This window comes from Bifidobacterium callitrichos (assembly GCF_008698085.1).
Taxonomy (GTDB): Bacteria; Actinomycetota; Actinomycetes; order Actinomycetales; family Bifidobacteriaceae; genus Bifidobacterium; species Bifidobacterium callitrichos.
Map to the genome: position 1 here is coordinate 424354 of NZ_RZJP01000001.1, position 22857 is coordinate 447210.

Annotated in this window: 18 protein-coding genes; 5 read left to right on the forward strand and 13 right to left on the reverse strand. The window is 63.7% G+C overall.

Annotated elements, in window-relative coordinates; translation table 11 throughout:
* The first annotated feature begins 14 nt into the window (after window positions 1–14).
* Window positions 15–722 carry a GTP pyrophosphokinase gene (locus tag EMB92_RS01925; RefSeq protein ID WP_150393593.1) on the forward strand — a complete coding sequence of 236 codons (708 nt, stop codon included), beginning with the start codon at window positions 15–17 and terminating at the stop codon, window positions 720–722.
* Here EMB92_RS01925 and EMB92_RS01930 read toward each other — a convergent pair.
* The 5 genes from EMB92_RS01930 to EMB92_RS01950 form a co-directional block, all read right to left on the reverse strand.
* Complete coding sequence (locus EMB92_RS01930; protein WP_190973554.1) at window positions 676–1644, reverse strand: DMT family transporter; 969 nt, start codon at window positions 1642–1644, stop codon at window positions 676–678. The genes EMB92_RS01925 and EMB92_RS01930 overlap by 47 nt on opposite strands.
* Before the next feature lie 176 nt (window positions 1645–1820).
* Window positions 1821–2717 (reverse strand): Bax inhibitor-1/YccA family protein, encoded by an 897-nt coding sequence (locus EMB92_RS01935; protein ID WP_043163812.1) that lies wholly within the window; start codon window positions 2715–2717, stop codon window positions 1821–1823.
* 167 nt (window positions 2718–2884) lie between these two features.
* Window positions 2885–5143, reverse strand: a complete 2259-nt coding sequence (locus EMB92_RS01940; protein ID WP_223847512.1) for an ArnT family glycosyltransferase — start codon at window positions 5141–5143, stop codon at window positions 2885–2887.
* Between the two features lie 68 nt (window positions 5144–5211).
* Window positions 5212–6144: a dolichyl-phosphate beta-glucosyltransferase gene (locus tag EMB92_RS01945; protein ID WP_223847513.1), complete on the reverse strand. Its 933-nt coding sequence runs from the start codon at window positions 6142–6144 to the stop codon at window positions 5212–5214.
* 346 nt (window positions 6145–6490) lie between these two features.
* Window positions 6491–7177: a hypothetical protein gene (locus EMB92_RS01950; protein WP_150393595.1), complete on the reverse strand. Its 687-nt coding sequence runs from the start codon at window positions 7175–7177 to the stop codon at window positions 6491–6493.
* 280 nt (window positions 7178–7457) lie between these two features.
* Here EMB92_RS01950 and EMB92_RS01955 point away from each other — a divergent pair, with 280 nt between their 5' ends.
* The 3 genes from EMB92_RS01955 to EMB92_RS01965 all read left to right on the forward strand — a co-directional run bounded on the left by EMB92_RS01955 (window position 7458) and on the right by EMB92_RS01965 (window position 11797).
* Window positions 7458–8723, forward strand: a complete 1266-nt coding sequence (locus EMB92_RS01955; protein WP_150393917.1) for a sensor histidine kinase — start codon at window positions 7458–7460, stop codon at window positions 8721–8723.
* A 144-nt stretch (window positions 8724–8867) separates the two neighbouring features.
* Window positions 8868–9533 (forward strand): response regulator transcription factor, encoded by a 666-nt coding sequence (locus EMB92_RS01960; protein WP_150393596.1) that lies wholly within the window; start codon window positions 8868–8870, stop codon window positions 9531–9533.
* A gap of 143 nt (window positions 9534–9676) precedes the next feature.
* Window positions 9677–11797 carry a GmrSD restriction endonuclease domain-containing protein gene (locus tag EMB92_RS01965; protein ID WP_150393597.1) on the forward strand — a complete coding sequence of 707 codons (2121 nt, stop codon included), beginning with the start codon at window positions 9677–9679 and terminating at the stop codon, window positions 11795–11797.
* Window positions 11798–11847: 50 nt separating this feature from the next.
* On the opposite strand, the gene EMB92_RS01970 is transcribed toward EMB92_RS01965, so the two are convergent.
* The 6 genes from EMB92_RS01970 to EMB92_RS01995 form a co-directional block, all read right to left on the reverse strand.
* The gene (locus EMB92_RS01970) at window positions 11848–13581 is read right to left on the reverse strand and encodes a ComEC/Rec2 family competence protein (protein WP_223847514.1); all 1734 of its coding nucleotides are present in this window, start codon (window positions 13579–13581) and stop codon (window positions 11848–11850) included.
* The gene (locus tag EMB92_RS01975) at window positions 13581–14258 is read right to left on the reverse strand and encodes a ComEA family DNA-binding protein (RefSeq protein ID WP_190973520.1); all 678 of its coding nucleotides are present in this window, start codon (window positions 14256–14258) and stop codon (window positions 13581–13583) included. The genes EMB92_RS01970 and EMB92_RS01975 overlap by 1 nt, the downstream gene beginning before the upstream one ends.
* Before the next feature lie 300 nt (window positions 14259–14558).
* Window positions 14559–17501 carry a leucine--tRNA ligase gene (leuS, locus tag EMB92_RS01980; protein ID WP_150393599.1) on the reverse strand — a complete coding sequence of 981 codons (2943 nt, stop codon included), beginning with the start codon at window positions 17499–17501 and terminating at the stop codon, window positions 14559–14561.
* 120 nt (window positions 17502–17621) lie between these two features.
* Complete coding sequence (locus EMB92_RS01985) at window positions 17622–17837, reverse strand: MIT C-terminal domain-containing protein (protein ID WP_150393600.1); 216 nt, start codon at window positions 17835–17837, stop codon at window positions 17622–17624.
* A gap of 139 nt (window positions 17838–17976) precedes the next feature.
* On the reverse strand, window positions 17977–18321 hold the full coding sequence (locus tag EMB92_RS01990; protein WP_150393601.1) for a type II toxin-antitoxin system PemK/MazF family toxin: 345 nt from the start codon (window positions 18319–18321) through the stop codon (window positions 17977–17979).
* Window positions 18318–18587, reverse strand: coding sequence for an AbrB/MazE/SpoVT family DNA-binding domain-containing protein (locus tag EMB92_RS01995; protein ID WP_043163799.1), 270 nt, complete (start codon window positions 18585–18587; stop codon window positions 18318–18320). The genes EMB92_RS01990 and EMB92_RS01995 overlap by 4 nt, the downstream gene beginning before the upstream one ends.
* A gap of 469 nt (window positions 18588–19056) precedes the next feature.
* Here EMB92_RS01995 and EMB92_RS02000 point away from each other — a divergent pair, with 469 nt between their 5' ends.
* Entirely contained in the window at window positions 19057–20370 is a 1314-nt protein-coding gene (locus EMB92_RS02000) for an ATP-binding protein (RefSeq protein WP_223847515.1), read from the forward strand.
* A gap of 109 nt (window positions 20371–20479) precedes the next feature.
* Here EMB92_RS02000 and EMB92_RS02005 read toward each other — a convergent pair whose 3' ends face one another.
* Together EMB92_RS02005 and glgA are read right to left on the reverse strand one after the other, a co-directional pair.
* On the reverse strand, window positions 20480–21376 hold the full coding sequence (locus EMB92_RS02005) for an ABC transporter ATP-binding protein (protein WP_150393603.1): 897 nt from the start codon (window positions 21374–21376) through the stop codon (window positions 20480–20482).
* A gap of 128 nt (window positions 21377–21504) precedes the next feature.
* Complete coding sequence (gene glgA / locus EMB92_RS02010; RefSeq protein ID WP_150393604.1) at window positions 21505–22752, reverse strand: glycogen synthase; 1248 nt, start codon at window positions 22750–22752, stop codon at window positions 21505–21507.
* Between the last annotated feature and the right edge of the window lie 105 nt (window positions 22753–22857).

Below are 22857 nucleotides of genomic sequence, written 5' to 3' on the forward strand. Positions count from 1 at the left end.
ACCGACAGTCCAAAATGAGCACCACTGATCTGAAGGCACGTCTCAAGGGCCTGAGTCTGGCGAACGGCACGTTCGACACCGACCAGATCACCGAATTCATCGACCTCATGCAGGTGTACGAAGGCGCGATGTACGAGATCTCGACGAAACTGGAGATCCTCGACGGCGAATTCCAGGTGCGGTTCAGCCACAACCCGATCCACCACATGGAACGCCGACTGAAGTCGGTGAACTCCATCATGGGCAAGCTGGAACGCAAGGGACTGCCGCTGGCGGTGAACTCCATCAAGGACAACCTGTTCGACGTGGCCGGCATCCGCGTGATCTGCAACTACCGGGACGACGTGTATTCGGTGTCGAACTACCTGTCCGCCCAGTCGGACATCCAGGTGCTGCGCGTCAAGGACTACATCAAGAACCCGAAGCAGAACGGCTACCGTTCGCTGCATGTGATCTACGCGGTGCCGGTGTTCCTGTCCTCGGGCGCGCACTACACGCCGGTGGAGGTGCAGTTCCGCACCATCGCTATGGACTACTGGGCGAGCCTCGAACACGCGCTGCGCTACAAGACCGACCTGCCGGACGCCAAGCTCAGCGAGCATTCGCAGACGTTGCTCGACTGCGCACGCAGCCTGCAGAACATCGAGGTGCAGATGCAGAACATCCACCGCGACATCAACGGCGCGCCTCAGGTCGAGGAGACGCCGAAGACGACGAACTGAGCCGTTTCGGCACTCTGGCGGGAGCCTGCGCGAGCAGGGTTCCCGCGAAGATGAGCGCACATCCGAGGTAGCCGCGCGGCGTCATCACCTCGCCGAGGAAGATCGCGCCGCCCACCACCGAGAAGAACGACTCGAGGCTCATCAGCAGACTGGCGCGGGTGGGAGGCACCCACTGCTGGCCTATCGCCTGCAGCGTGTAGGCGATGCCCACCGATCCGATTCCGGCATAGACGATCGGAGGCCATGCCGCCACGGCTCCACTCCAGTCGATGGAGCCTTCGATCGCCGAACCGATCCAGCTCAGCACCGCGGTGGTGGAGAACTGCACGAAGGAGAGCATGATCGCGTCGACATGTGATCCGAGCTCATCGATGACGAGGATGTGTGTGGCGAACAGCACCGCGGTGAACAGCAGCAGCAGATCGGCCAGACCGAGGGATCCGAAGCCGTCGGTCACGCATAGCAGGTAGAAGCCGATGACCGCAAGCATCACGGCGATGACGACAAGGATGCCGATGCGTCGACGTAGGAACACGAAGGCGAGCAACGGCACGATCACGATGTACAGGGCGGTGATGAACCCGGCACGTCCGGCCGATTTGCCGTAGAGGATGCCGTATTGCTGGAGGGTGCTTGCGGTGAAGAGCACGACACCGCAGATCATGCCGACGACGACGGGGCTGGCGAGAATCGTCCTGCTGACGGTGTCGACGCCTTCGACGCCGTCGATGCCGTCATGTGCCGCCGTCCTGCCGTCCGTCCTCCTGCGCCGATGCAGCATCAGCAGCACCGGCAGCAGGGAGAGCGCGCCGAGCGTGAATCTGGTGGCGTTGAAGAACAACGGGGTGACCGCATCCATGCCCTGCACCTGCGCGACGAATGCGAATCCCCAGATCAGCGCGCATACCACGAGGCACGCCATGCCCACGATATCCTGTCTTCTCATGGGGACCAACGTAGCGCCGGCGTATTGCGGGCATGAAAAAGCCCGACCACATGGTGGTCGGGCGTATCGGATGTTCCCCTGTGCTCAGTGGGCCGGAGTCTGTTCGACCGTTCCTGTCATCAGGGTCGCATCAGTGTGATTCCCCAAGATCGTCAGTCCCTGTTTCCGAAGAGCTGAAGGATGTACAGGAACATGTTCACGAAGTCGAGGTACAGGTTCAGCGCGCACAGAATGGAGATCTTCCTGATCATCTCCGGACCCTGCGCCTCGTACTGGGCGAACAGGGCGCGCGTGGACTGCGCATCGTACATGGTCATGCCGGCGAACAGGATCAGGCCGAAGGCGCACATGATCTGCGTCATGCCGGAGACGCCGGGGATGAGCATGAGCACGAACTGGGAGATGATGAGCACGATCAGGCCGACCATGAGGATCGGTCCGAACTTGAGCATGTCGAACTTGGTGGTGAGGCTGAACATCGTCAGCGCGAAGAAGAACGCGGCGGTGATGCCCAGCGCAATGCCGATCGATCCCAGATCGTAGACCATGAAGATCGAGCTCAGGGTGAAGCCCATAAGCGCCGCATACACATAGAACATCGCACGCGCGGCGCCGACGCTCATCTTCATGATGCGCGCGCCGAGTATGACGGCGAGCGCCACCTGCACGACGCACAGACCGATGAGGCCAAGCATGCCGGTGGACATGAGGAACGCGTAGTACAGTCCGCTTGCCTGTCCGAGGACGGCGACGACGGCGGTCACGATCAGACCGATGGTCATCTCGCCGTAGGCCTTGGTGACGGAGACGCGACGCGCCTCCTCGTAGGAGTAGGCGACCTGCGCGTCGATGGCGGCACCCGCGCCGCCCTGCCCAGCGTAGGCGTACTGGGGCTGGGCGTAGGGCTGCTGGTACTGAGGCTGCTGGTTCGCGTTCGCATACTGGTACTGCTGCTGATACTGCTGGCCGGCACCGTATCCGGTGTTGAGATTGTTGCCGCCCTGCGGCTCGTAGTTCGGGTTTGGCTGGGGCTGCTGACCGAATGTCATGTTGGCTCCTTTGGTATTCGTTCAGTCCCCATCTTAGGGGTACGAAGCTTACGATTCCATGAATACGTTCGCTGTGGACGTATGTGGACATGGGCGTCGGGCCCCGATCCGTATGGATTCGGGGCCCGACGTATGAGATGTATGACTAGTCGTAGGGCGGATGACCGTCAGCTCGCCGATGACGTCAGGTCGTAGATGGTGACTCCATCCACGGTCTGCGCCTCGTAGTGTTCGGAGACCCAGGAGGCGATCTCGCTCGCCGCGTCGGATCCGCCGAGCTGGCGGCCGCCCATGCCGCCACCGGAGATGTAGTAGTGGATGAGTCCCTGTTCGACGTAGCTCTTGAACTGCTCGAGGGAGGGTGCCGGGTCGGAGCCGTTGAAGCCGCCGATGGCCATGACGGCCTGTTCGCTGGCCAGCTGGTAGCTGGCGGCGTTCTGGGAGCCGGTGGTGGCCGCCGCCCAACGATACTGATCGGCGTTCTCCTTGAGCATCGCGACGACCTCCTCGCTGGCGGTACCGCCGCCGAGCAGGCCTCCACCCATACCGCCGCCGGAGCCGCGCTGGCCGTCATAGCCGTTGGTCGACGGCTGGCCGTCTGGTTGCTGGCCGTCCGATCCGGCTGACTGGCCGTCGGTCGACTGTCCCGGCATGCCCATGCCGCCGGGAGCGCTCTGGCCGCCGAATCCGCCGCCCGGGCCCGCCTGACCGCCCGGACCGCCCTGACCGCCGCCCGGACCGCCCATACCGGTCGAGTTGGTGACGTTCGGACCGGCGGTGACGATCGAGCCCATGTGTCCGGTGGAGACGGTGTACGCGGTCCATGCCAGAGGACCGGCGGCGAGCGCCACCGCCGCGAGCGCGCAGGCGCCGGCACCTGCGATCGTGATGGCCCGCCTTGCATGCGGCGTGCGCAGGAAGCGCATCTCGCGTGTCGGCGCAGCCGCGGCCGAGACGATGATCAGCAGGAGCGTCGCGATGAGTCCCGCCGCCATGACGAGGTATCTGAGCCACGGCAGCCAGGTGGAGCGGCCGAGCAGCTCGACCGCCCAGAACGTGTTGACGAGCACGAGGGCCGCGGCGACGACACGTGCCCAGAACCACTGTCGTTTGGCCCATAGTCCGCTTACGGCGATGGCGACGAGCGCGGCCACTGCGGGTGCGAGGGCGACGGTGTAGTACTGGTGGAAGATGCCGGCCATGAAGCTGAAGGTGAGCCATGTGACGATGAGCCAGGATCCCCACACGAGGGTGCCGGCACGGCGCAGGTCGGTGCGGCGGCTGCGGCGGGCGACGATCAGCCCGATGGCAATGCCGGCGAAGGCGATCGGCGCGAGCCATGCGATCTGTCCGCCGTACTCGCCGTCGAACAGCCGGGTCAGGCCGGTCTGTCCCCACATGCCGCCGCCGTTGCCGCCGCCCATGCCGCCGCCCCCGCCGACGACGGCTCCGGTCTCGTCGCCGGTGATGCGGCCGAGACCGTTGTAGCCGAAGGTGAGTTCGAGGAAGGAGTCGGTCTGCGATCCGCCGATGTAGGGGCGGGATCCGGATGGCACGAGGACGGTCAGAGCCACCCACCATCCGGCGGAGACGACCACGGAGACGACGGCGACGAGGCCGTCGACGATGCGTCGGACGAGGCCGGTGGGCGAGGCGACGAGGAAGGCGAGCGCGAATCCGGGCACGACGAGGAACACCTGCATCTGCTTGGTGAGGAAGCCGAATCCGATGCATGCGCCTGCGAGGATCATCCACAGGGTGCGGCTACGGTTGCCGGCACGCGTATCGGGGCATTCGAGGGCGCGCATGACCGAGGCGGTGGCGCCGGTCATGAGCAGCACGAGGAGCGCGTCTGGGTTGTTGAAGCGGAACATGAGCGCCGCGACGGGCGTGGTGGCGAGCGTGAGTCCTGCGATGACGCCGGCCCAGTTGCCCCATGTGCGTCGGATGGTTGCATAGAGTATCCACACGCTGGCCATGCCGCACAGCGCCTCGGGCAGGAGTATCGCGAAGGAGTTCAGGCCGAGGACGCGCACGGACAGGGCCATGAGCCAGATGGCTGCCGGCGGCTTGTCGACGGTGATGGCGTTGCCGGAGTCGAGCGAACCCCACAGGAACGCCCACCAGTCCTTGGATCCGGCCTGGGCCGCTGCGGAGTAGAACTCGTTGGCGTACCCGGAGGCGGTGAGGTTGACGAACATGATGACGGCGGTGAACGCCATCATGCCGCCGAAGCCGATCCAGTCGGCGGTGGTGCGTCGCGCGGCGATGTTGGATCGCACGGTGGGGTTGGTGCGGGTGTCGACGTATCGTCCGGCAGGCATCGGCGCGCCGGAGTCCGGACGGTGGTATCGGCTGCGGTTCCTCGTCTGTGCGGATGCGGAGCCATCCGATGAGGGGATGGCCGATGCGGTTGTGGTGGTCATATAGGGAACTGTCCTTGGGTTTGGTGATCGATGATCGATGGGTCTATGGATGTTGGTCGTCGGAGCGTTCAGGCCGTTGCGGCGACTCGCATGCGGTTCAGTGTGCCGTTCATGCGCCACATGCCCTTGAGATCCTTCCTCACGGTGTCGGGAATGTTGACGGTGCTGCCCGGATCCTCGATCCAGCGGACGGGGAACTCGTACATGCGCATGCCGGTGGCCTGGGCCAGCAGCAGCATCTCCGTGTCGAAGAACCATTCGTCGTCCTGGATGTAGGGCAGCAGATGTCTGGCGGCGGATGCGGTCATGGCCTTGAATCCGCATTGCGCGTCATGGAATGAGGCGCCTAGCAGCATGCGCAGCATGCCGTTGTAGGTGCGGGAGATGAACTCGCGTTTGGCGGATCTGATGACTTCGGAGTCGTCGAAGAGTCTGCATCCGAAGGCGACGTCGGCGAATCCGTAGACGAGGGTGCCCACGAGCGTGCCGGTCTGGTGGATGTCGGTGGACAGGTCGACGTCCATGTAGGCAACGACCTTGGCGCGGGATTCGCCCCAGGCGAGTTTGAGTGCGCGCCCCCGCCCCTTGCGTGCGATGCGGACCGCTCGCACACGACCCGGATACTGGGATGCGAGGCGGGAGGCGATGGCCCATGTGTCGTCGGTGCTGGCGTTGTCGGCGATGACGATCTGCCAGGTGTAGGCCCACCCTTCGATCTGGCTGGAGGCCAGATGGTTCATCAGGGTGAGCACGGATTCGGCGAGCTGCTCCTGCTCGTTGTAGACGGGGATGACGATGTCGGCGTCCACGGGGCGCGGCTCCCCCACACGTTCGACGATGCCGGTTCGCGGCGCCCCGTACGCCGTCCCGGTTGTTCCTATCATTCCGGTCGATCCGGTCGATCCATATGTCGACTCGGTGTTGGATGCGATGCGGCCGGCATCGTCCGTAAGTTTCGGCTGCGGTGTCGCGGCAGCTGGCGTTGTGATTGCAGTGCTCATGACTCTTATGAAACAGCCACTTTCCTAGTGGCGTCTTAGCCGAGCGTAAAGTGTTCCCGGCAGTGTCGGGGAAGAGGCCTCAACGTTCCCTGAACGCTTGCTGGATGCGTCAGGCCGTGACTGAGCCACGTGAATGATTCGACAGCGTCACATTTTCCCGAAAACAAGCCACTCCTCGGGAATATGTGACGCTCAGTCGAACTCAGCGTCACGTTTTCCCGCGGAATGGACGAATCTCGGGAATATGTGACGCTCAGTCGAACAGACATTCAGTCGAAATCATGAATTCCCGATGTCGCAGATGCCCGATGTCGCATATTCCCGAGCAACGGAGCCGATGGCACCGTCACTGACCGGCGTTCCAGTCCACGGGGATGTCGCAGTACGCATTCGCACCTGATCCGCTGCCATCATGCCTGGAGACGCTCTTGCCGTTCACGATGATCTCGCAGGACAGTCGGATGCCGCTTGGATCCGGGGTCTCGTAATCGGTGGACGTGACGCTGAGCGTCGGATACTCACCCGCCTCCTTTCCGGTCATGGTCTTCTCCCATGTGCCGTTGAAGTCCTCCGTGTGGCTTTCCCCGATTCCTCCGTACATCACGCTTGCGGGACCGTTGCTGGTGGCCTTCATCGTGATCGAGCGTTCCTCGTCTGCCTTTTTCAGCTCCGTCTGGCTCTGCTGCACTTCGTTGGAGACGCTGTCGATCGCCTTGCCGTAGCTGTTCTGGGTGACCAGCACGATGACGATGGCGATGATGGACAGGATCGCGGCCGCGATCGCCAGTCCCCTACCTCGCTTGCGTCCTCTGGACCGCGTCGCGACCACGCCGACGATGGCGAAGACGATGCCGATCGCACCGAGAACGGCGGCGAAGTTGTTCACGATGGGAACCCAGCTGAGCAATACGGCGATGACGCCGAACACCAGACCGACGACGGAGGATGCGCTCAGGTTCCTATGGGCGTGGGGAGCAGGCGTCCTTCCGGAGTCCGGTTGGCCCTGTGACGGAAGCGGAATGTTGTCGCTCATGGTTTCCTCTTTCTCCATTCGTTTCTTGCGCATGGGACTTTGCGCGGCGTGATTTCGACGTTATTCGCCGAACCGGAGTCATGTCAGTGTACGAACGGACATTTCCGTCTGCCCGTTCGGGCGACGGCGGCATGCGGGATGCGCCCGCATGTCCAATGGCACCGCGGGGCGTGATGGCAATACAGTGGAATCCATGGGAATCGAGAAGAAGCAGGACAGCCCCCGTCCGGAGCCGGATGACGAGGTGCCGGTGCGCACGCGGCGATGGTGCTCGTTCGTCATGATCCCCGTGGCCGCGATGTTCAGCCTCGCGCAATGCTCGTATGCGGCCACGGAGTACATGGATCACCCCCAGGGAGCCATGTATCCGTGGATGATGCTGTCCACGCTGCTGACGCTGGTGCTCCCGTTCGTCCTCGTCATGCGGGACCGGCATCCCGAACCGGTGTTCTGGGCCGCATGCGTGATCGTGATGGTCTTTCCGTACGATTCGATGCTCGCGCTCATGGCGATGACCTCGTTGCTGGCACGGCGATCCTCACGCATGCGCACGATACGCGCCATTACGGTGGGCGCGTCCGTAAGCGTGTGGGCGCAGCTTCGTGACGCGCTGCGCCCGGCGGACTCGTCCATCTGGCATCTGTTCTTCTCCAAACCGGACACCGGAACGAACGGCGTGCCGATCGAAATGCTCACCGGTGAGGGGCCGATCATCGCGACATCCGTGGTAGCGGCGCTCATCGGCACGGCGATCGCCGCCCTGATCGGACTGCATATCCGCTCTCGGGCGAGTCTCGACACCGCCCAGGCGAAGGCTGACGCCGCCGTCACGCATGCGGCGACGCTGCAGCATGATCTGACGAACCAGCAGCTTGCCGACGCGATCGCCGCCGAAGCGCACGATACGCTCGCCCATTCCCTGTCGCTGCTGGCATTGAACGCGAGCGCGCTGCAGGCCGAAACGGCGCGTCTGGAGCCCTCCGAACAGGCCGAATCGATCGCGCGCAAGGCCGAGGACATTCGTCGTCAGGCGGCCGGGGCGCTCGATGAGGCGCATCAGATCATCGACATGCTGCGTCATCCACAGAACGCATGGGAGCAGCTGACGAGCGCGGAGGAGACCGAGCTGACCCGCGAGTCGTTGGGGGCATTGATCGCGCAGACGCGCGACGCGGGGCAACGACTCGACACGTGGATCGACATCCGTCAGTTGGGCGAACTTGACGACGCGGTCGCAAAGGTCGCCTATCGGGCGGTTCAGGAGGGATTGACGAACGCACGCAGGCACGCGCTTCAGGCGCCGGTGTCGTTGGAGGTGACGGCGAATCCGGAGGCCGGGGTGCATGTGCATCTAAGCAATCCGATGCCTTCCGTCGCATCGGACGCAGCGCCGGAACCGACCGGATCGCCGGCGCACGGCAACGGACTGGCCGGGCTGACCGCACGGGCGATATCGGTTGGAGGAGCCTGCCGCTACGGTGTCGACGACCGTCACGTATTCCATCTGGATGTGCACTTGCCGTGGCGCGGACGCGCACATGCCTAGGATGGCATGGTGAGGCATGAGGAACGAATGCGGCGGGATGAATGGGCCGAACGGCAGGACCGGCATGGATATGGACCAGACGGCCAGAATAGTCGGGACAGTCGGGATGGCCGGGATGGTGGCGGCGGTCGTGATGACGGGACGATGTCCGTGCTGGTGAGCGTCGTTGATGACGATCCGATGATCTGTCAGGCAATGAGCCTGATCCTCACCGACTACTCCGAAGGAAGGATCAAAGTCATATCCACGTCGACGTCGGGCGCGGACGCGGTGCTTCGCGCGCAACGGGAGCACCCGGACGTGGTGCTGATGGATATCGCGATGCCCGATATGGACGGCATCGAGACGACGCGGCGGCTGCGTGCGCTCCCCCATCCGCCGCATGTCATGATCCTCACGTCGCTCAGTCCGTCGAACACCGTGGAGCGTGCCGTGGAGGCGGGTGTCGAGGGATTCGTCTCGAAGACCGATGCGCCGGGAGAGATCATCCGACGGGTGCTCGGCGTGTGCGAGGAGACGCCGCAGTTCAATGCGGCGAGCCAACGCCAGCTCATCGGCGATCTGCATGCGCAGCGTCCGGTCTCCCGCAGGGACGAGGCGCGCGCCCTGCTCGATTCACTGCCCGAGCGTGAACGGGAGACCGTGCTGCTCGCCGCGGAGGGGCTGACGAACGCGCAGATCGCCGAGCGCATGTTCATTTCGGAACGTACGGCGAAGGCACACCTATCGTCCGCGGCTGACAAGCTCGCGATGGGTCGTGTGCAGATGGCGCGTCTGGTGGAGCGTGCGGATCTGCCGCCGCGGCCGTAGACGCGCATCGGGGAGCATCAGGACATGCCGTCGACGGACAGGGACGACGCACACGTCCGATTCGGGTGCGCGAGGTGACGTCCGGTTCCGACGCTGCTAGGCTTGAAACCACAATCATTCGCCGGGAAGGGATCAGGGATCATATGTCCATCAATGCGAAGGAACTGCCGCTGGAGAAGGTCTTCACGCCCGACTATCGGTTCTTCATCCCCTCGTTCCAACGCCCCTACATCTGGCAGCCGGAGAACATCCAGCAGCTGGTCGACGATCTGGCCGGGGCCGCCAAGACGCCCGGCACTCCGTACTTCCTCGGATCGCTGATTCTGGTCCGCTCCGGCAGGGACAACCGCTTCGACGTGATCGACGGCCAGCAGCGTCTGGTGTCATTGGCGATCATCATCGCCGCGCTGCGCGATCTGGAACGGGACCACGAGTGGATGCGGCTGCTGGACGCGCTCATCGTGGAGCCGGGAGACAAACTGCGCGGCATCAGGAACGAGCCGCGGCTGACGCTTCGCGAGCGGGATGCGGCGTTCTTCCGCGAATACGTGCAGGAGGGCAATCTGGAGGCGCTGTTCGATCTGGGCGAGGAGGACTGGACGACCACCGCGCAGCGCAACATCACCCGCAACACGAAACGCGTCTACGACGAGCTGTCGAACATGAGCGAGGACGAGCGGCGGACGTTCGCCTCGTATCTGGTCAACGAGGTGACGCTGGTGATCGTCACCACCGACGATCTGGACAGCGCGCATCGCATCTTCGACGTGATGAACATGCGCGGCCTGCCGCTCACCCCGTCGGACGTGTTCAAGGCGCGCGCCACATCCGGTCTCAAGCCGGTCGAACTCGACGCGTACGCGCAGCGTTGGGATGACATCATGGATCCGCTCGGCGACGATTCGCCGGCCAGCGAACGGTTCTTCTCCTACCTGCATCTGATCGCCACCCACAAGCCCGACAGCGACAAGCTCATCGAGGACTTCCTCACCGACGTGATGCAGCCGTATCTGGACAACGGCACGATGACGACGTTCATCGATCAGGTGCTCGCGCCGTACGCGATGGCCTGGCTGGTCATCACACGCCCCTCCGACACCGTATTGCCCGACGAGGTCAAGGCGCGGCTCGAATCGCTCAACGACTACCCCAGCCATGAATGGAAGCCGGTGGCCATGTGGGCGCTGGTCCACTCGTTCCGCAATCTGGGCGCGCCGGACATCTCCCCGTTCACCTCGCGCGGAACGAGGGCCTCACGCGCGTCGACGACGGTGAGAACGCTCGGCGCGCACGATTCGCAGCGACTCAACGAGATACTCGCGGCATTGGAGCGTATCACCGGCGTCGACACGCTGAACAGAACCGCGCCGTTCCGCAGGCGCGGACATGCGGCCGCGGCCATCCGGGACCTCGACAAGGGGTATCCGGTGCGCATGATCCGCGCCCTGTCGATCTCGTCCGACGACCGCGCCGGAGCATTGGTACGTCTGCACGGCGAGATGCAGGGCGATGACGATCTGATCCGCCTGCTGCTGATCAGAGCCAACGATCAGGCCGCCGAAACGCATCTGTCACGACCGCGCAAGCTCAGCGCCCTGCCGATCATGCCGGTGGCGTTCGATCCGAAGTCGGCGTTCGCCGCATCCGGCTGGACGCAGGAGACGCACGACTATTGGATGTACCGTCTGGGCAACATGGCGCTCGCCCAGGGATCCGAGGACCAGCTCGATAAGCTGACCGACTACGCGGGACGCCGCGACCGCATGCTCATGCGCGCCGATTCACGCCGATTCCCCCTGACCGAACAGCTCAAGCACTTCAACGAGTGCACGCCGGAGATGCTGCGCCACCGTCAGGAGGAGACGATCCGTCTGATCGCGGACCGTTGGGAGATCCGATACGACGAGAACCATACCGATCTGACGAGTCAGGACATCGACGAGCTCGCGGGCCATGGCAGGATCGCACGTCCCGTGCACAGCTCACGTCGCGTGACGATCAAGCAGGTCGTGGAGGCCGGGCTGCTCATCCCCGGCGAGAAGCTCGTATGGGATCGTCCGCGCAAGGGCGAACGCTGGTTCGCGACCGTCACCGAGGACGGCAGGTTCCGTCTCGACGACGGTTCCACCCACGCCTCGCCAACCGCGGCCGCGAAGGCCGCCGCCGGTGGGAAGAGCGCCGGCGGACTCTCCGTGTGGCGCAGGACCTCGGACAACCGCAACCTCGCCGACATCTGGAAGCAGTTCCGTCAGCAGGCGGGATGACATGCGATCAGGCGGCAGACGCGTCCGGCCATTCGACCGTCCGATCCTGACTAGTCGAGGTATTGGTCGAGATGCCGGATCATGCGGATCGTGTCGTCCCACCAGATGCGGATCCGATTGCGTGGGTTCGCGGTGAACGGTATGCCGGGAAGCGCATGGGCGGCCTGTGAAGGGCCGAGCATGCGGGCTATTGCGATGACGGCGATGATGATCGCCGCTTCGACCCCGGCGAGCAGCAGCGCCCCGCCCACTCCCCCGGCCCATGGCACGACCGCGTGATCACCGCCGCCAAGCCACATCGTCACCCGTTCCATGACGCGGGTTCCCCACGAGGCGATCCATGCGAATATTGACGCCGCATCGACGTTCACCCATGCGACGGCGAGGCCGACAAGCCCCATGATCGTGGCGAAATCGACGACCGGCGCGACGAGCAGGTTCGCCGGAATCGACCATACCGGCAGCTGCGGTTCCATCATCACCTGTATCGGCAGCGTGGCGGTCTGTGCGGCGAGCGTCATCGCCAGCGCATCGGCGAGCCTATCCGGCAGCAGCAGCGCCATCACCTCGGCAATCGGCCCGGACATCATGACGATGCCCAGCACGGCCGCACTCGAAAGCGCGAACCCGTAGCTCCATGCCAGGCTCGGATCGCCCAGCAGCATGACGATGACGGTCACGCACAGGGCGCTCAACGCCTGCGTTCTGCGCCCCAGATACAGGGCTGCGGCGCCGATCCACCCCATGACGAGTGCACGGGAGACGCTGTCTCCCGGTGCCATCAACGAGGCGAGCACCGCCGTGGAGACCACCCACAGGATGGCCACGATCCGCCGTGGCACAAGCAGACGGGCGCATGCGCGACACACCAGTCCCGCGATGATGACGAAGTGTCCGCCGGAGACGGCCATGAGATGCATGATGCCGGCGGCGCGGAAGCGTTCCTCAAGCTGGGCGGCGTAGGTGTCGTTGATCGGACGCGCATCGTACGCGGATGGCAGATGATCCTGTCCGAGGAATCCCATCGTGAGCCCCGGCACGAGCACGCGCCCCTGTTCGGACAGGCCCGAGGTCGCTCGGAAGAACGACTCCTGCACATGTTCGCGGCACCGTTCGGGCCATGGCTGTTCCTGCAGCAGACGCAATCCATCCTTGCCCTGCACGCTCATCCACAGCGGGGTCGAGCCGAATCGTGCCTCGCCGAACGCGCCGGACACGCGATACACGGCGCCGCGATGGATGCGAGCGCAGTCGTCGTCCGATGCGAACACACGTACCTGCGCGTAGGATCCAACGCGTATGGTGCCGTCGTCGATGGCCTGCAATCGCATTTCCGCCTGACAATCGGCCTCGCGATTGGAGGAGACCTGCACCGGTTCGATGACCGTTCCCTCGATGTGCATGTATCCGGATGTCTCCCGCGCCTTCGCCGCCGCCGGATCATGCCATGCGATCGCCATGCCGGACCAGGTCGCGATCATGCCGAGCAGCGCGGTCATCACGCACACCATGACGATCTCCCGCCCGATGCCGATACGCGCGAGTCGGGTGGACAGGAGCCAGATCGCGATGCCGATGTCGGCCGCCGCTGCGACGATGATCGCGATCGTCGCGCCGTCAAGGGTGCCGCCACCCGTGATCGATGTCACCAGAGCGTCGAACAGGAATCTTGCGGACAGGCATGCCGTCCACAGCGTGATCGCGACGGGAAGGAGACGCCGATCGCGGCTGCCGCATTCGACGCGGGACTCGCGCGACCCGCGTGCGCCCGTCATCCCGTTCATCAGACCCTGACCTTCGGTCGAATCTTCTCCAGGGTCTTCGCTCCGATGCCGGAGACGTCGAGGAGCTGGTCGACGCTGGTGAACCGTCCGATCCGTTGACGATGGTCGAGGATCTTCTGCGCCGTGACCGGCCCTATGCCGGGGATGGCGTCCAGTTGCTCCAGCGTGGCGGTGTTGAGGTCAAGTCGGGGATCGGCGGGATCGGGTGCGGTCGGAGCGGACTGCGGTTCGGAGGTTCCGTCACCTGCTTCGGTACTGGTTTCGGCATCGTCTGCCGTCTTGTCCGCATCGTCCGAACCGGTCTGTCCGTTCGAATCGGTCTCATCCCCATCAGCGTCCGAAGCACCCGGATCGGCGGTTTGCTCCTGTGTGTGCCGAGCGCCGTCGATGGCGGCGTAGTTGATCGATTGTTGGATGAGCAGCGTCAGGCTCATGCAGGTGACGAACGTCATGATGAGGATCGCCGCCAGCGCGTGGGTTGCGGTGAACCGCAATCGCGGCCTGCCGTGGCGTGCACGACGTTCGAATTCGTCGACGCTCGTGTCTGCACCGTTGACGCCGGTCAGACGGGAGAGCGAGAGCGATTCCGACCGCCTGATTGTCGAATCGTCGTCGGGAGAAGGATGCGACGAATGAGACGGAGGAGATGACGTCGTATACGTCGTTACCGGCTGCACGGCCGGCGGATGAGACTGAGACACTGCCGGACGCGGCGGCAATGGTACGGAATCCATGGTCGGACGCGAGGGGGCACGCCGAGACGACGGACCACGCAGATCACGGGGATCACGGGGATCACGGGAATGCGGCCGGGAATCGGCATCCGGCCCGGAGGAAAAATGAACGCCCATACCTCCCACGGTGGGGTTGTATGGGCGTTGAGTCCAGCCGAACGGCGAATGTGGACGGAACCCTTCGGTTTCTTCACATTCGCCGTCGGAAACGGACGATGATCGGAATCAACCGATCACTCGTGGTCACTCGGCCGGGACGATCGACACGATCTTCGGGGCCTTGACGATGACCTTGCGCGGCTCCTTGCCGCCGAGACGGTCGGCGACGGCCTCGAGCGCAAGCTTCTGGAGCTCGGCCGGATCGATGTCCGGAGAGACCTCGAGCTTGGCACGCACCTTGCCCTTGATCTGCACGACCGCGGTGACGGTGTCCTGACCGACGTAACGCTCGTCGGCCACCGGCCACGGGGCGGCGGACAGGGACTCGTCATGACCGAGACGCGACCACATCTCCTCGCAGATGTGCGGTGCAATCGGGGCGAGCATGAGGATCAGCGGCTCGACGGCGGCGCGCGGCACGGCCGGAAGGGAGGTCAGGTGGTTGTTGAGCACGATGAGCTTGGCGATGGCGGTGTTCGGACGCATGCCCTCCATCTCGACCGTCACGTCGGCGATCGTGTTGTTGAGCAGCTTGAGCGTCTTGGCGTCCGGCGTCTCCTCGCTGACATGGGCCTCGCCGGTCTCCTCGTCGATGACGTTGCGCCACAGACGCTGCAGGAAACGCATGCCGCCGACCACGTTGCGCGTGTTCCACGGGCGGGACTCGTCGAGCGGGCCCATGCTCATCTCGTACAGGCGGAACGTATCCGCGCCGTAGTTCTCGTACATGTAGTCCGGGGTGATGATGTTCTTGAGGCTCTTGCCCATCTTGCCGAACTCGCGGTTGGCGTGCTCGCCGTGCCAGGTGAACGTCGGCTCGCCGTTGGCGTCGGCCGGACCCTCCACGACCTCGTCGGCCGGCACGTACTGGCCGCGGTCGTCGGTGTAGGCGTACGCCTGAATCATGCCCTGGTTGAACAGCTTGTGGAACGGCTCGGCCGAATCCACGTAGCCCAGATCGAAGAGGATCTTGTGCCAGAAGCGCGAGTACAGCAGGTGGAGCACGGCGTGCTCGACGCCGCCGATGTACAGGTCGACGCCGCCTTCGTCACCGGAGTACTTGTTGTGGTTCGGGCCCATCCAGTAGTCGAACTCGTCCTTCTCGACCATGTGCGCGGTGTCGGACGGGTCGATGTAGCGCATGTAGTACCAGCAGGAGCCGGCCCAGTTCGGCATCGTGTTGGTGTCGCGGTAGTAGGTCTTCGGACCGTCGCCGAGGTCCAGCGTGACCTTGACCCAGTCCTCGTTGCGGCTCAGCGGCGCCTCCGGGTTGGATTCGGCGTCCATCGGGTCGAAGGTGCGCGGCTGATAATCGGGCACATCCGGCAGACCGATCGGCAGCATCGAATCGGGCAGCAGGTGCGGGGTGCCGTCCTCGCCGTAGACGATCGGGAACGGCTCGCCCCAGTAACGCTGGCGGGAGAACAGCCAGTCGCGCAGACGGTAGGAGACGGTGCCCTTGCCGACGCCGGCGGACTCGAGCCACTCGTTGACCTTGGCGATGGCGTCATCGACCCGCAGGCCGTTGAGGGAGAGCGCGTCGCCCTTGGCCTTGGTGGCCTCGACGCAGGAGTTGATGACGATGCCGTCATGGGAGACGAACGGCGCCTTGCCCTCGTAGTTGGCAAGGTCGTCACCCGACTCGGGCAGCGGCTGGACGGTGTAGATGACCGGCAGGCCGAACTTGGTGGCGAAGTCGTAGTCGCGCTGGTCGCCGCCCGGCACGGCCATGATCGCGCCGGTGCCGTAGTCCATGAGCACGTAGTCGGCGGTGAACAGCGGCAGCTTCGCGCCGGTGATCGGGTTGATGGCGTACAGGCCGGTGAACAGACCAGTCTTCTCACCGGCCTCGTCGACGCGGTCCTTCGCGGTCTTCGATTCGGCCGCGAGACGGTAGGCCTTCACGGCCTCGACCGGGTTGGCGTAGCCGCCCTTCCAATCATCGGGGGTTTCGGCCGGCCATTCGGCGGGCACATCCTCGAGCAGGTGGTGCTCCGGGGAGACGACCGCGAAGGTGGTGCCGAACAGGGTGTCGGGGCGGGTGGTGTAGATCTCCATGTCCTTGACGCCCTTGGGGGTGTCGACCTCGAAGTGCACGGAGGCGCCGTGGCTTTCGCCGATCCAGTTGCGCTGCATGAGCTTGACCTTCTCGGGCCAGTCGATGCCGTCGAGGTCCTCGATGAGGCGGTGGCCGTACTTGGTGATGCGCATCGACCACTGGCGCAGCTCACGCTGGAAGACCGGGAAGTTGCCGCGTTCAGACTTGCCTTCGGCGGTGACCTCCTCGTTGGCGAGCACCGTGCCCAGGCCCGGGCACCAGTTGACCGGGGACTTGGAGATGTAGGCCAGACGGAAGTCGTTCAGAATGTCCTGCTGTTCGGCGTCGGTGAGCTGACCCCACGTCTTGCCGTCGGACTCGTGGCCGGGGATGGCCTTCTCGCCGTTCTCGAACTTGGCGACGAGCTCGGCGATCGGGCGGGCGGAGCCCTTCGTGCCGGACGGGTTGGTGGCGTCCTCGTCGTACCAGGCGTCGTAGATGCGAGAGAAGATCCACTGCGTCCAGCGCACGTAGCCGGGGTCGATGGTGGCGAAGGTGCGGCGGTTGTCGAAGCTCAGGCCCATGCGGTGCAGCTGGCGGGACATGTTGGCGATGTTCTGCTCGGTGGTGATGCGCGGGTGCTGGCCGGTCTGCACGGCGTACTGCTCGGCCGGCAGGCCGAAGGCGTCGTAGCCCATGGCGTGCAGGACGTTCTCGCCCTTCATGCGGTGGTAGCGGGAGACCACGTCGGAGGCGAGGTAGCCGAGCGGGTGGCCGACGTGAAGGCCCTTGCCGGACGGGTAGGGGAACATGTCCATCGCGAAGTAGGAGGGGCGTCCCTCGGCGTTGCGGCCCTTGCCGTCCTTCAGGTCGCCGGAGACGTTGGCGGCCCAGAACGTGCCCTCGTCATCCCACTTCTTCTGCCATTTGTTTTCGATGTCCTGCGCCAGTGCGGCGTTGTAACGGAACTTCGGTTCAGTCTCACTCATACCGCACGATAATACACGCGCCCGCACCAAGATCCGCCGCCCGTCACGCATGGCGGGCGGGGTGATTGATGCGGGTGCGATATGTGCGACGGATGGTGTGCCTTGCGACGTTAGACCGAATTATGCGGCCTTCATGCTCGATCCGTTTTCGGAGGCATGCGATTCGTTCCTGATATAGGTGATATCGCATGCGCGCACCCGACGCAGTTGTTGAAGTCTGGTCAACGGATTGAGCCAGTCCTTGTCGTTGTACGGTTGATAGATGTCCAAACCACGGCCGAGCACGACCTTCCATCCGGTGTCGGAGACGATTGAGCGGTCATGGATCGAGGACACGGCATATCAGACACACTATCCGGCACTTTTCCGGCAATTACGCCCTTGCCCGCATCACCTTATCCAACCGGACAACCAAGGTAACCGGACAACCCGCCCGCCGGGTCCCGGGTGTGATCACCGTACGCGGTCGTTCAGCTCATGCGAAGCAGGCCAGAATCATCCCGGTGATGCGATCCATTTCATCACTCGGCACCCATCCGACGACTTCGGCACCCCTCGCTGCCAGATCCAGCGCCTTGAGCTGCTCCACCTCAACGAATCCCTCGATCGATTCGCCCATGGAAATCGGATGGACCGGGACATGCAACGGGTATCCGTTGTCGGCCGACGTGATGGCGCACGCCAAAGTCAGGTTGCAGGTACGGTTGAACTGTTCGTTTCCCACAACCAACAGATACCGCCTTTTGCGCTGTTCGTGACCGGCCGACGGATCGAGATCCGCGACGACGATGTCTCCTCTGCGGTATCCGTTGCCGGTCACAGCTCCTCCTGCCCTGCGGGATTGGCGAACCCATCCTCCGTAGGCTGCGGGCCCTGATAGTCAGAGAACAGGGCGTCAAGATCCGGCAGGACATATCGCCCCATCCTCCGTGTGGGTGTGGAGACCGGGCGTATGACGATCGCACCGTCCTTCACCTCCATGGTCACCGAGCTCCCCTCATGGATGCCGGCAAGCTCCCTGACCTCCCGCGGGATTCGAATCCCCTCGCTGTTCCCCCATTTCGTGACGGTGGCCGTAGCAAGCATGTGCCATCACCTCCTTACGTATATACATAAGGATATACGCTGTTTGCATCAAACGGCAAGTCGTATCCTCACCCAGTCCTTGTAGCCGGGTTCGGCCACGTTCATGAGACTCGTGTAGGCCTGTTCCAATAGCACCAACATCATTGCCGGCATCGGTGATGTCGGCCTCATGTCCGGCGGCCTCATCATCGCCATCCGCGGGCGTGGCGTTGCACCACACCACGTCTGATTCGCGGGCGTTGAACGCGTCGTACAGGTGCAGCTTGCGGTAGGCCGCGCGTATCTCGTCGCACGGGATCATCAAACGCGACGAATGTCGATATAGCGGCCACACGAATCACGACGAGTGTCGATATAGGCGTCACCGAAATAGCGATAAGTGCTCAAAATAAAGTATTCCAGAATCAGATAAGTGCAATAAACGGTCTATACTGAAATCAGACGAATGTCATATACGGAGGTGGAGACGTTGAAACGCAAGGCTTACGAACGCATCAAATTCTGGAAAACCCATAAGACCAAGCAAGCGTTGCTGGTGACCGGTGCGAGGCAGGTGGGCAAGACCTTCATCATCGAGGAGTTCGGCCGCGCCGAATACAAACATATGGTCGAATTCAACCTCGTGCTTGACGACAACGCCCGACAGTCCTTCACTCAGGCGACAAGTCCCGACGACCTGCTGTTTCGCATCTCCGTCGCGGCCAGCGGATTACTTGTTCCAGGAGAGACCTTGGTGTTCCTCGACGAGATCCAGCAATGTCCCCAGATCGTGACCTTCATCAAAGGACTCGTGGACAAGGGAGACTACGACTACATTCTCTCCGGCTCGCTGCTGGGCGTGGAACTGGAGGACGTCCGATCACTGCCCGTCGGCTATCTGGACGAATTCGCCATGTATCCGCTCGACTTCGAGGAATTCTGCTGGGCGAACGGACTCGTGGAAACCGCGTTCGACGTCGTACGCGAATGCTTTACGAACACGAGTGAAGTCCCCGATTTCATCCATCGTCGACTTACCGACTTGTTCCACCGCTATCTGCTGGTGGGCGGCATGCCGGCAGCCGTGACCTCCTTCATCGAAAACAACACCATCGACCCCGTGCGGGCCATCCAATCGAACATCCGCACATACTATGAGCACGACATCAAGCAATACGCGCCCAAGGAGAACCGGCTCACCATCCAGGAGATCTACCGGCTCATCCCCAACGAGCTGCAAAGCCAGAACCGCCGGTTCCGGATCAGTTCCATCACCGACGTCAAGCGATTCAGCCAGATCGAAGACGAATTCCTGTGGCTCACCGGGGCCAACGTGGCACTACCGGTCTTCAACGCCGCCGCTCCGATCACCCCACTGCGAGCCAATTCGGAACGTCGGCTGATGAAGCTGTTCTACTCGGACGTAGGCCTATTGGTCGGGTCCTACGGCAAGAAATCCGCATTGGGTATTCTCGACGGCAACGCCTCAATGAACATGGGCGGCGTCTATGAGAACGTCACCGCACAGGAACTCGTCGCGCACGGGTTCGACCACCTGTACTACTTCACCAAAAAGGGCATCGGGGAGCTCGACTTCCTCGTCGAAACGGCCGACGGCGACATATTGGCGCTGGAAATCAAATCGGGAGCCAGATTCCGATCTCACGCCGCTCTCGACAACGCTTTGTCGACGCCCGGATACGACATCGACAAAGCCTATGTCCTCGCCGAAACCAACGTGAGCGAGAAGGACGGCGTCACATACCTTCCCATGTACATGCTCTCGATGCTGCACAACGAATAGGGCACGATGCGCCGAAACCGACCCCCGTCTTGCCCCCACACATTCCGCACGCTCCGCAGCTCCCGTGCGATCCGGTTTTCCACACGGAACCGCATCACACGGAATCTTCTCACACGGCGAAGGCGGACCAGCGGTTGTGGGAATGCTCGACCTCGATGGGCATGCCGAACAGGGCGGACAGGCGCTCGCTCGTCAGACCCTCCTCGAGCGGACCGGTGTAGATGATGGTGCCGGCGCCGGGGTTGCCGGCCGAGTCGAGTCCCTCCTCGGTGGCGTCCTCGGCGGGGATCGGCTTGCGGCCCATGATGGCGATATGGTCGAATCCGGCGGGGATCTCCTCAAGACGATGCGTGACGAGCACGACCGCACGGTTGGAATCCTCCTGTCCGATACGGCTCAGCGTGCGCATCACCTGCTCGCGGCCTCCCAGATCGAGGCCGGTGGTCGGCTCGTCCATGATGAGCAGCTCCGGGTTGCCCATCAGCGCGCGGGCGATGAGCACGCGGGTGCGTTCGCCTTCGGACAGTCGCCACATCTCCTTGCCCTCCAGGTAGCTCACGCGGAAGTCGCTCAACAGGTTGCGGGCGCGCGCGTACTCCTCCTCGGTGTACGTGTCGCGCCAGCGTCCGGTCACGGCGGACAATCCGGTGACGACCGCGTCGAGCGGATCCTCGAATTCGGGGAACTGACGGCCCAGATCGGCGGAGGCCAGTCCGATGCGCGTACGCAGTTTGAACACGTCGTATTTGCCGAGCTGATGTCCAAGGATGAACACGCGGCCTTCCGATGGGAAGGTGCGGGTGGCGAGCATGCCCACGGCGGTGGACTTGCCGATGCCGTTGGGGCCGAACAGCACCCAGCGCTCCCCCGCTCGGATGGTTAGGTTCACGTCGGTGATGATCACGCGGCGCTTGCGGCGGAACTCGACGTCCTCGAGCCTGAGCACGACGTTGTCGTCGCAGGCGTCTGCTGCGGTGTTTGCGGTGTTGCTGACGTTCTCGGTCATGCGATGGGTCCTCTCCGTTGCCATTGGTATGTGTGCACGTTCTCTCGTGCGCTTTCCGCCGATTATCGACGATGGGCCTCCCCTCGTGCAAGGGAAGGCCCATTTGTCAATCAGTTATCGGACGAGCGTCACTTCTGTTCGGCGAGCACGTCCTCGTAGACCTTGACGGTCTTGTCGGCGATGGACTCCCAGCTGAAGTGGTCGCGGGCGCGCTCGTAGCCGGCCTGTCCCATCTTCTTCGCGAGTTCCGGATCAGCCATGACCTTGTCGATGGCGGCGGCCATGTCGTGGACGAACTTGTCCGGGTTCGTGGGCGTGCCGGTGCCGTCGCGCAGCTGCTCGATCGGCACGAGGTAGCCGGTCTCGCCGTCGACGACGACTTCGGGGATACCGCCGGTGGCGGAGGCGACGACCGGCAGACCGCAGGCCATGGCCTCGAGGTTGACGATGCCGAGCGGCTCGTAGATGGACGGGCAGATGAACGCGTCGCAGCCGTGCTCGAGGGCGTTGAGCTCCGGGCGGGACAGCATCTCCTCGATCCAGATGATGTTGCCGCGCTCCTCATCGAGCTTGGCGAACGCGGTCTTGACCTCCTCGGCGATCTCCGGGGTGTCGGGCGCGCCGGCGCACAGCACCACCTGAATGCCCTTGTCGATCAGGTGCAGGGCCTGAAGCAGATATGGCAGACCCTTCTGACGGGTGATGCGGCCGACGAACAGCAGGGTCGGCTTCGAGCGGTCGATGTGGTAGCGATCGAACACGCCCCACGCCGGATCATCCTCGGCGGGGGTCTCGAAATCGGACATCGTGATGCCGTTGTGGACGACGACGACCTTGTCCGGGTCGAGGTCCGGGTAGGCGGTGAGGATGTCCTCGCGCATGCCGCCGGAGACGGCGATGACGCGGTCGGCGTGCTCGTAGGCGTCCTTCTCGGCCCAGGAGCTCAGGTTGTAGCCACCGCCGAGCTGCTCGCGCTTCCACGGACGGAACGGTTCGAGGCTGTGCGCGGTGATGACCAGCGGCGTGCCGTGCAGCATCTTGGCGAGGTAGCCGGCTAGGCAGGCGTACCACGTGTGGGCGTGGGAGATGTCCGCGTCCACGTCGTTGGCGATCTGCAGGTCCACGCCGAAGGTCTTCAGCGCCGGGTTCGCGTCAGCCAGCTCGTCGGGGGTGCCGTATCCGACGACCTTGAGCGATCCCTTCGCCTCGGCGGCGTTGGGGATGGCCGGCACATCGGCCTCGGTGCGTGGGCCGTCGAACGCGCGCACGGTCACGTCGACGCGCTCGGCCAGCACCTTGGACAGCTCCTCGGCATGCACGCCGGCTCCACCGTAGACGTGCGGCGGGTATTCACGGGTGAGAATGTCGACCTTCATTGGTTCCTACCTCTCTTTGACGATTAGAGAATCCAGCAGTTCCCACTCTACGGCACGACATACGGAAAAACGCACAACCTTGCATCCTGCGTTTCCTGATTCCGC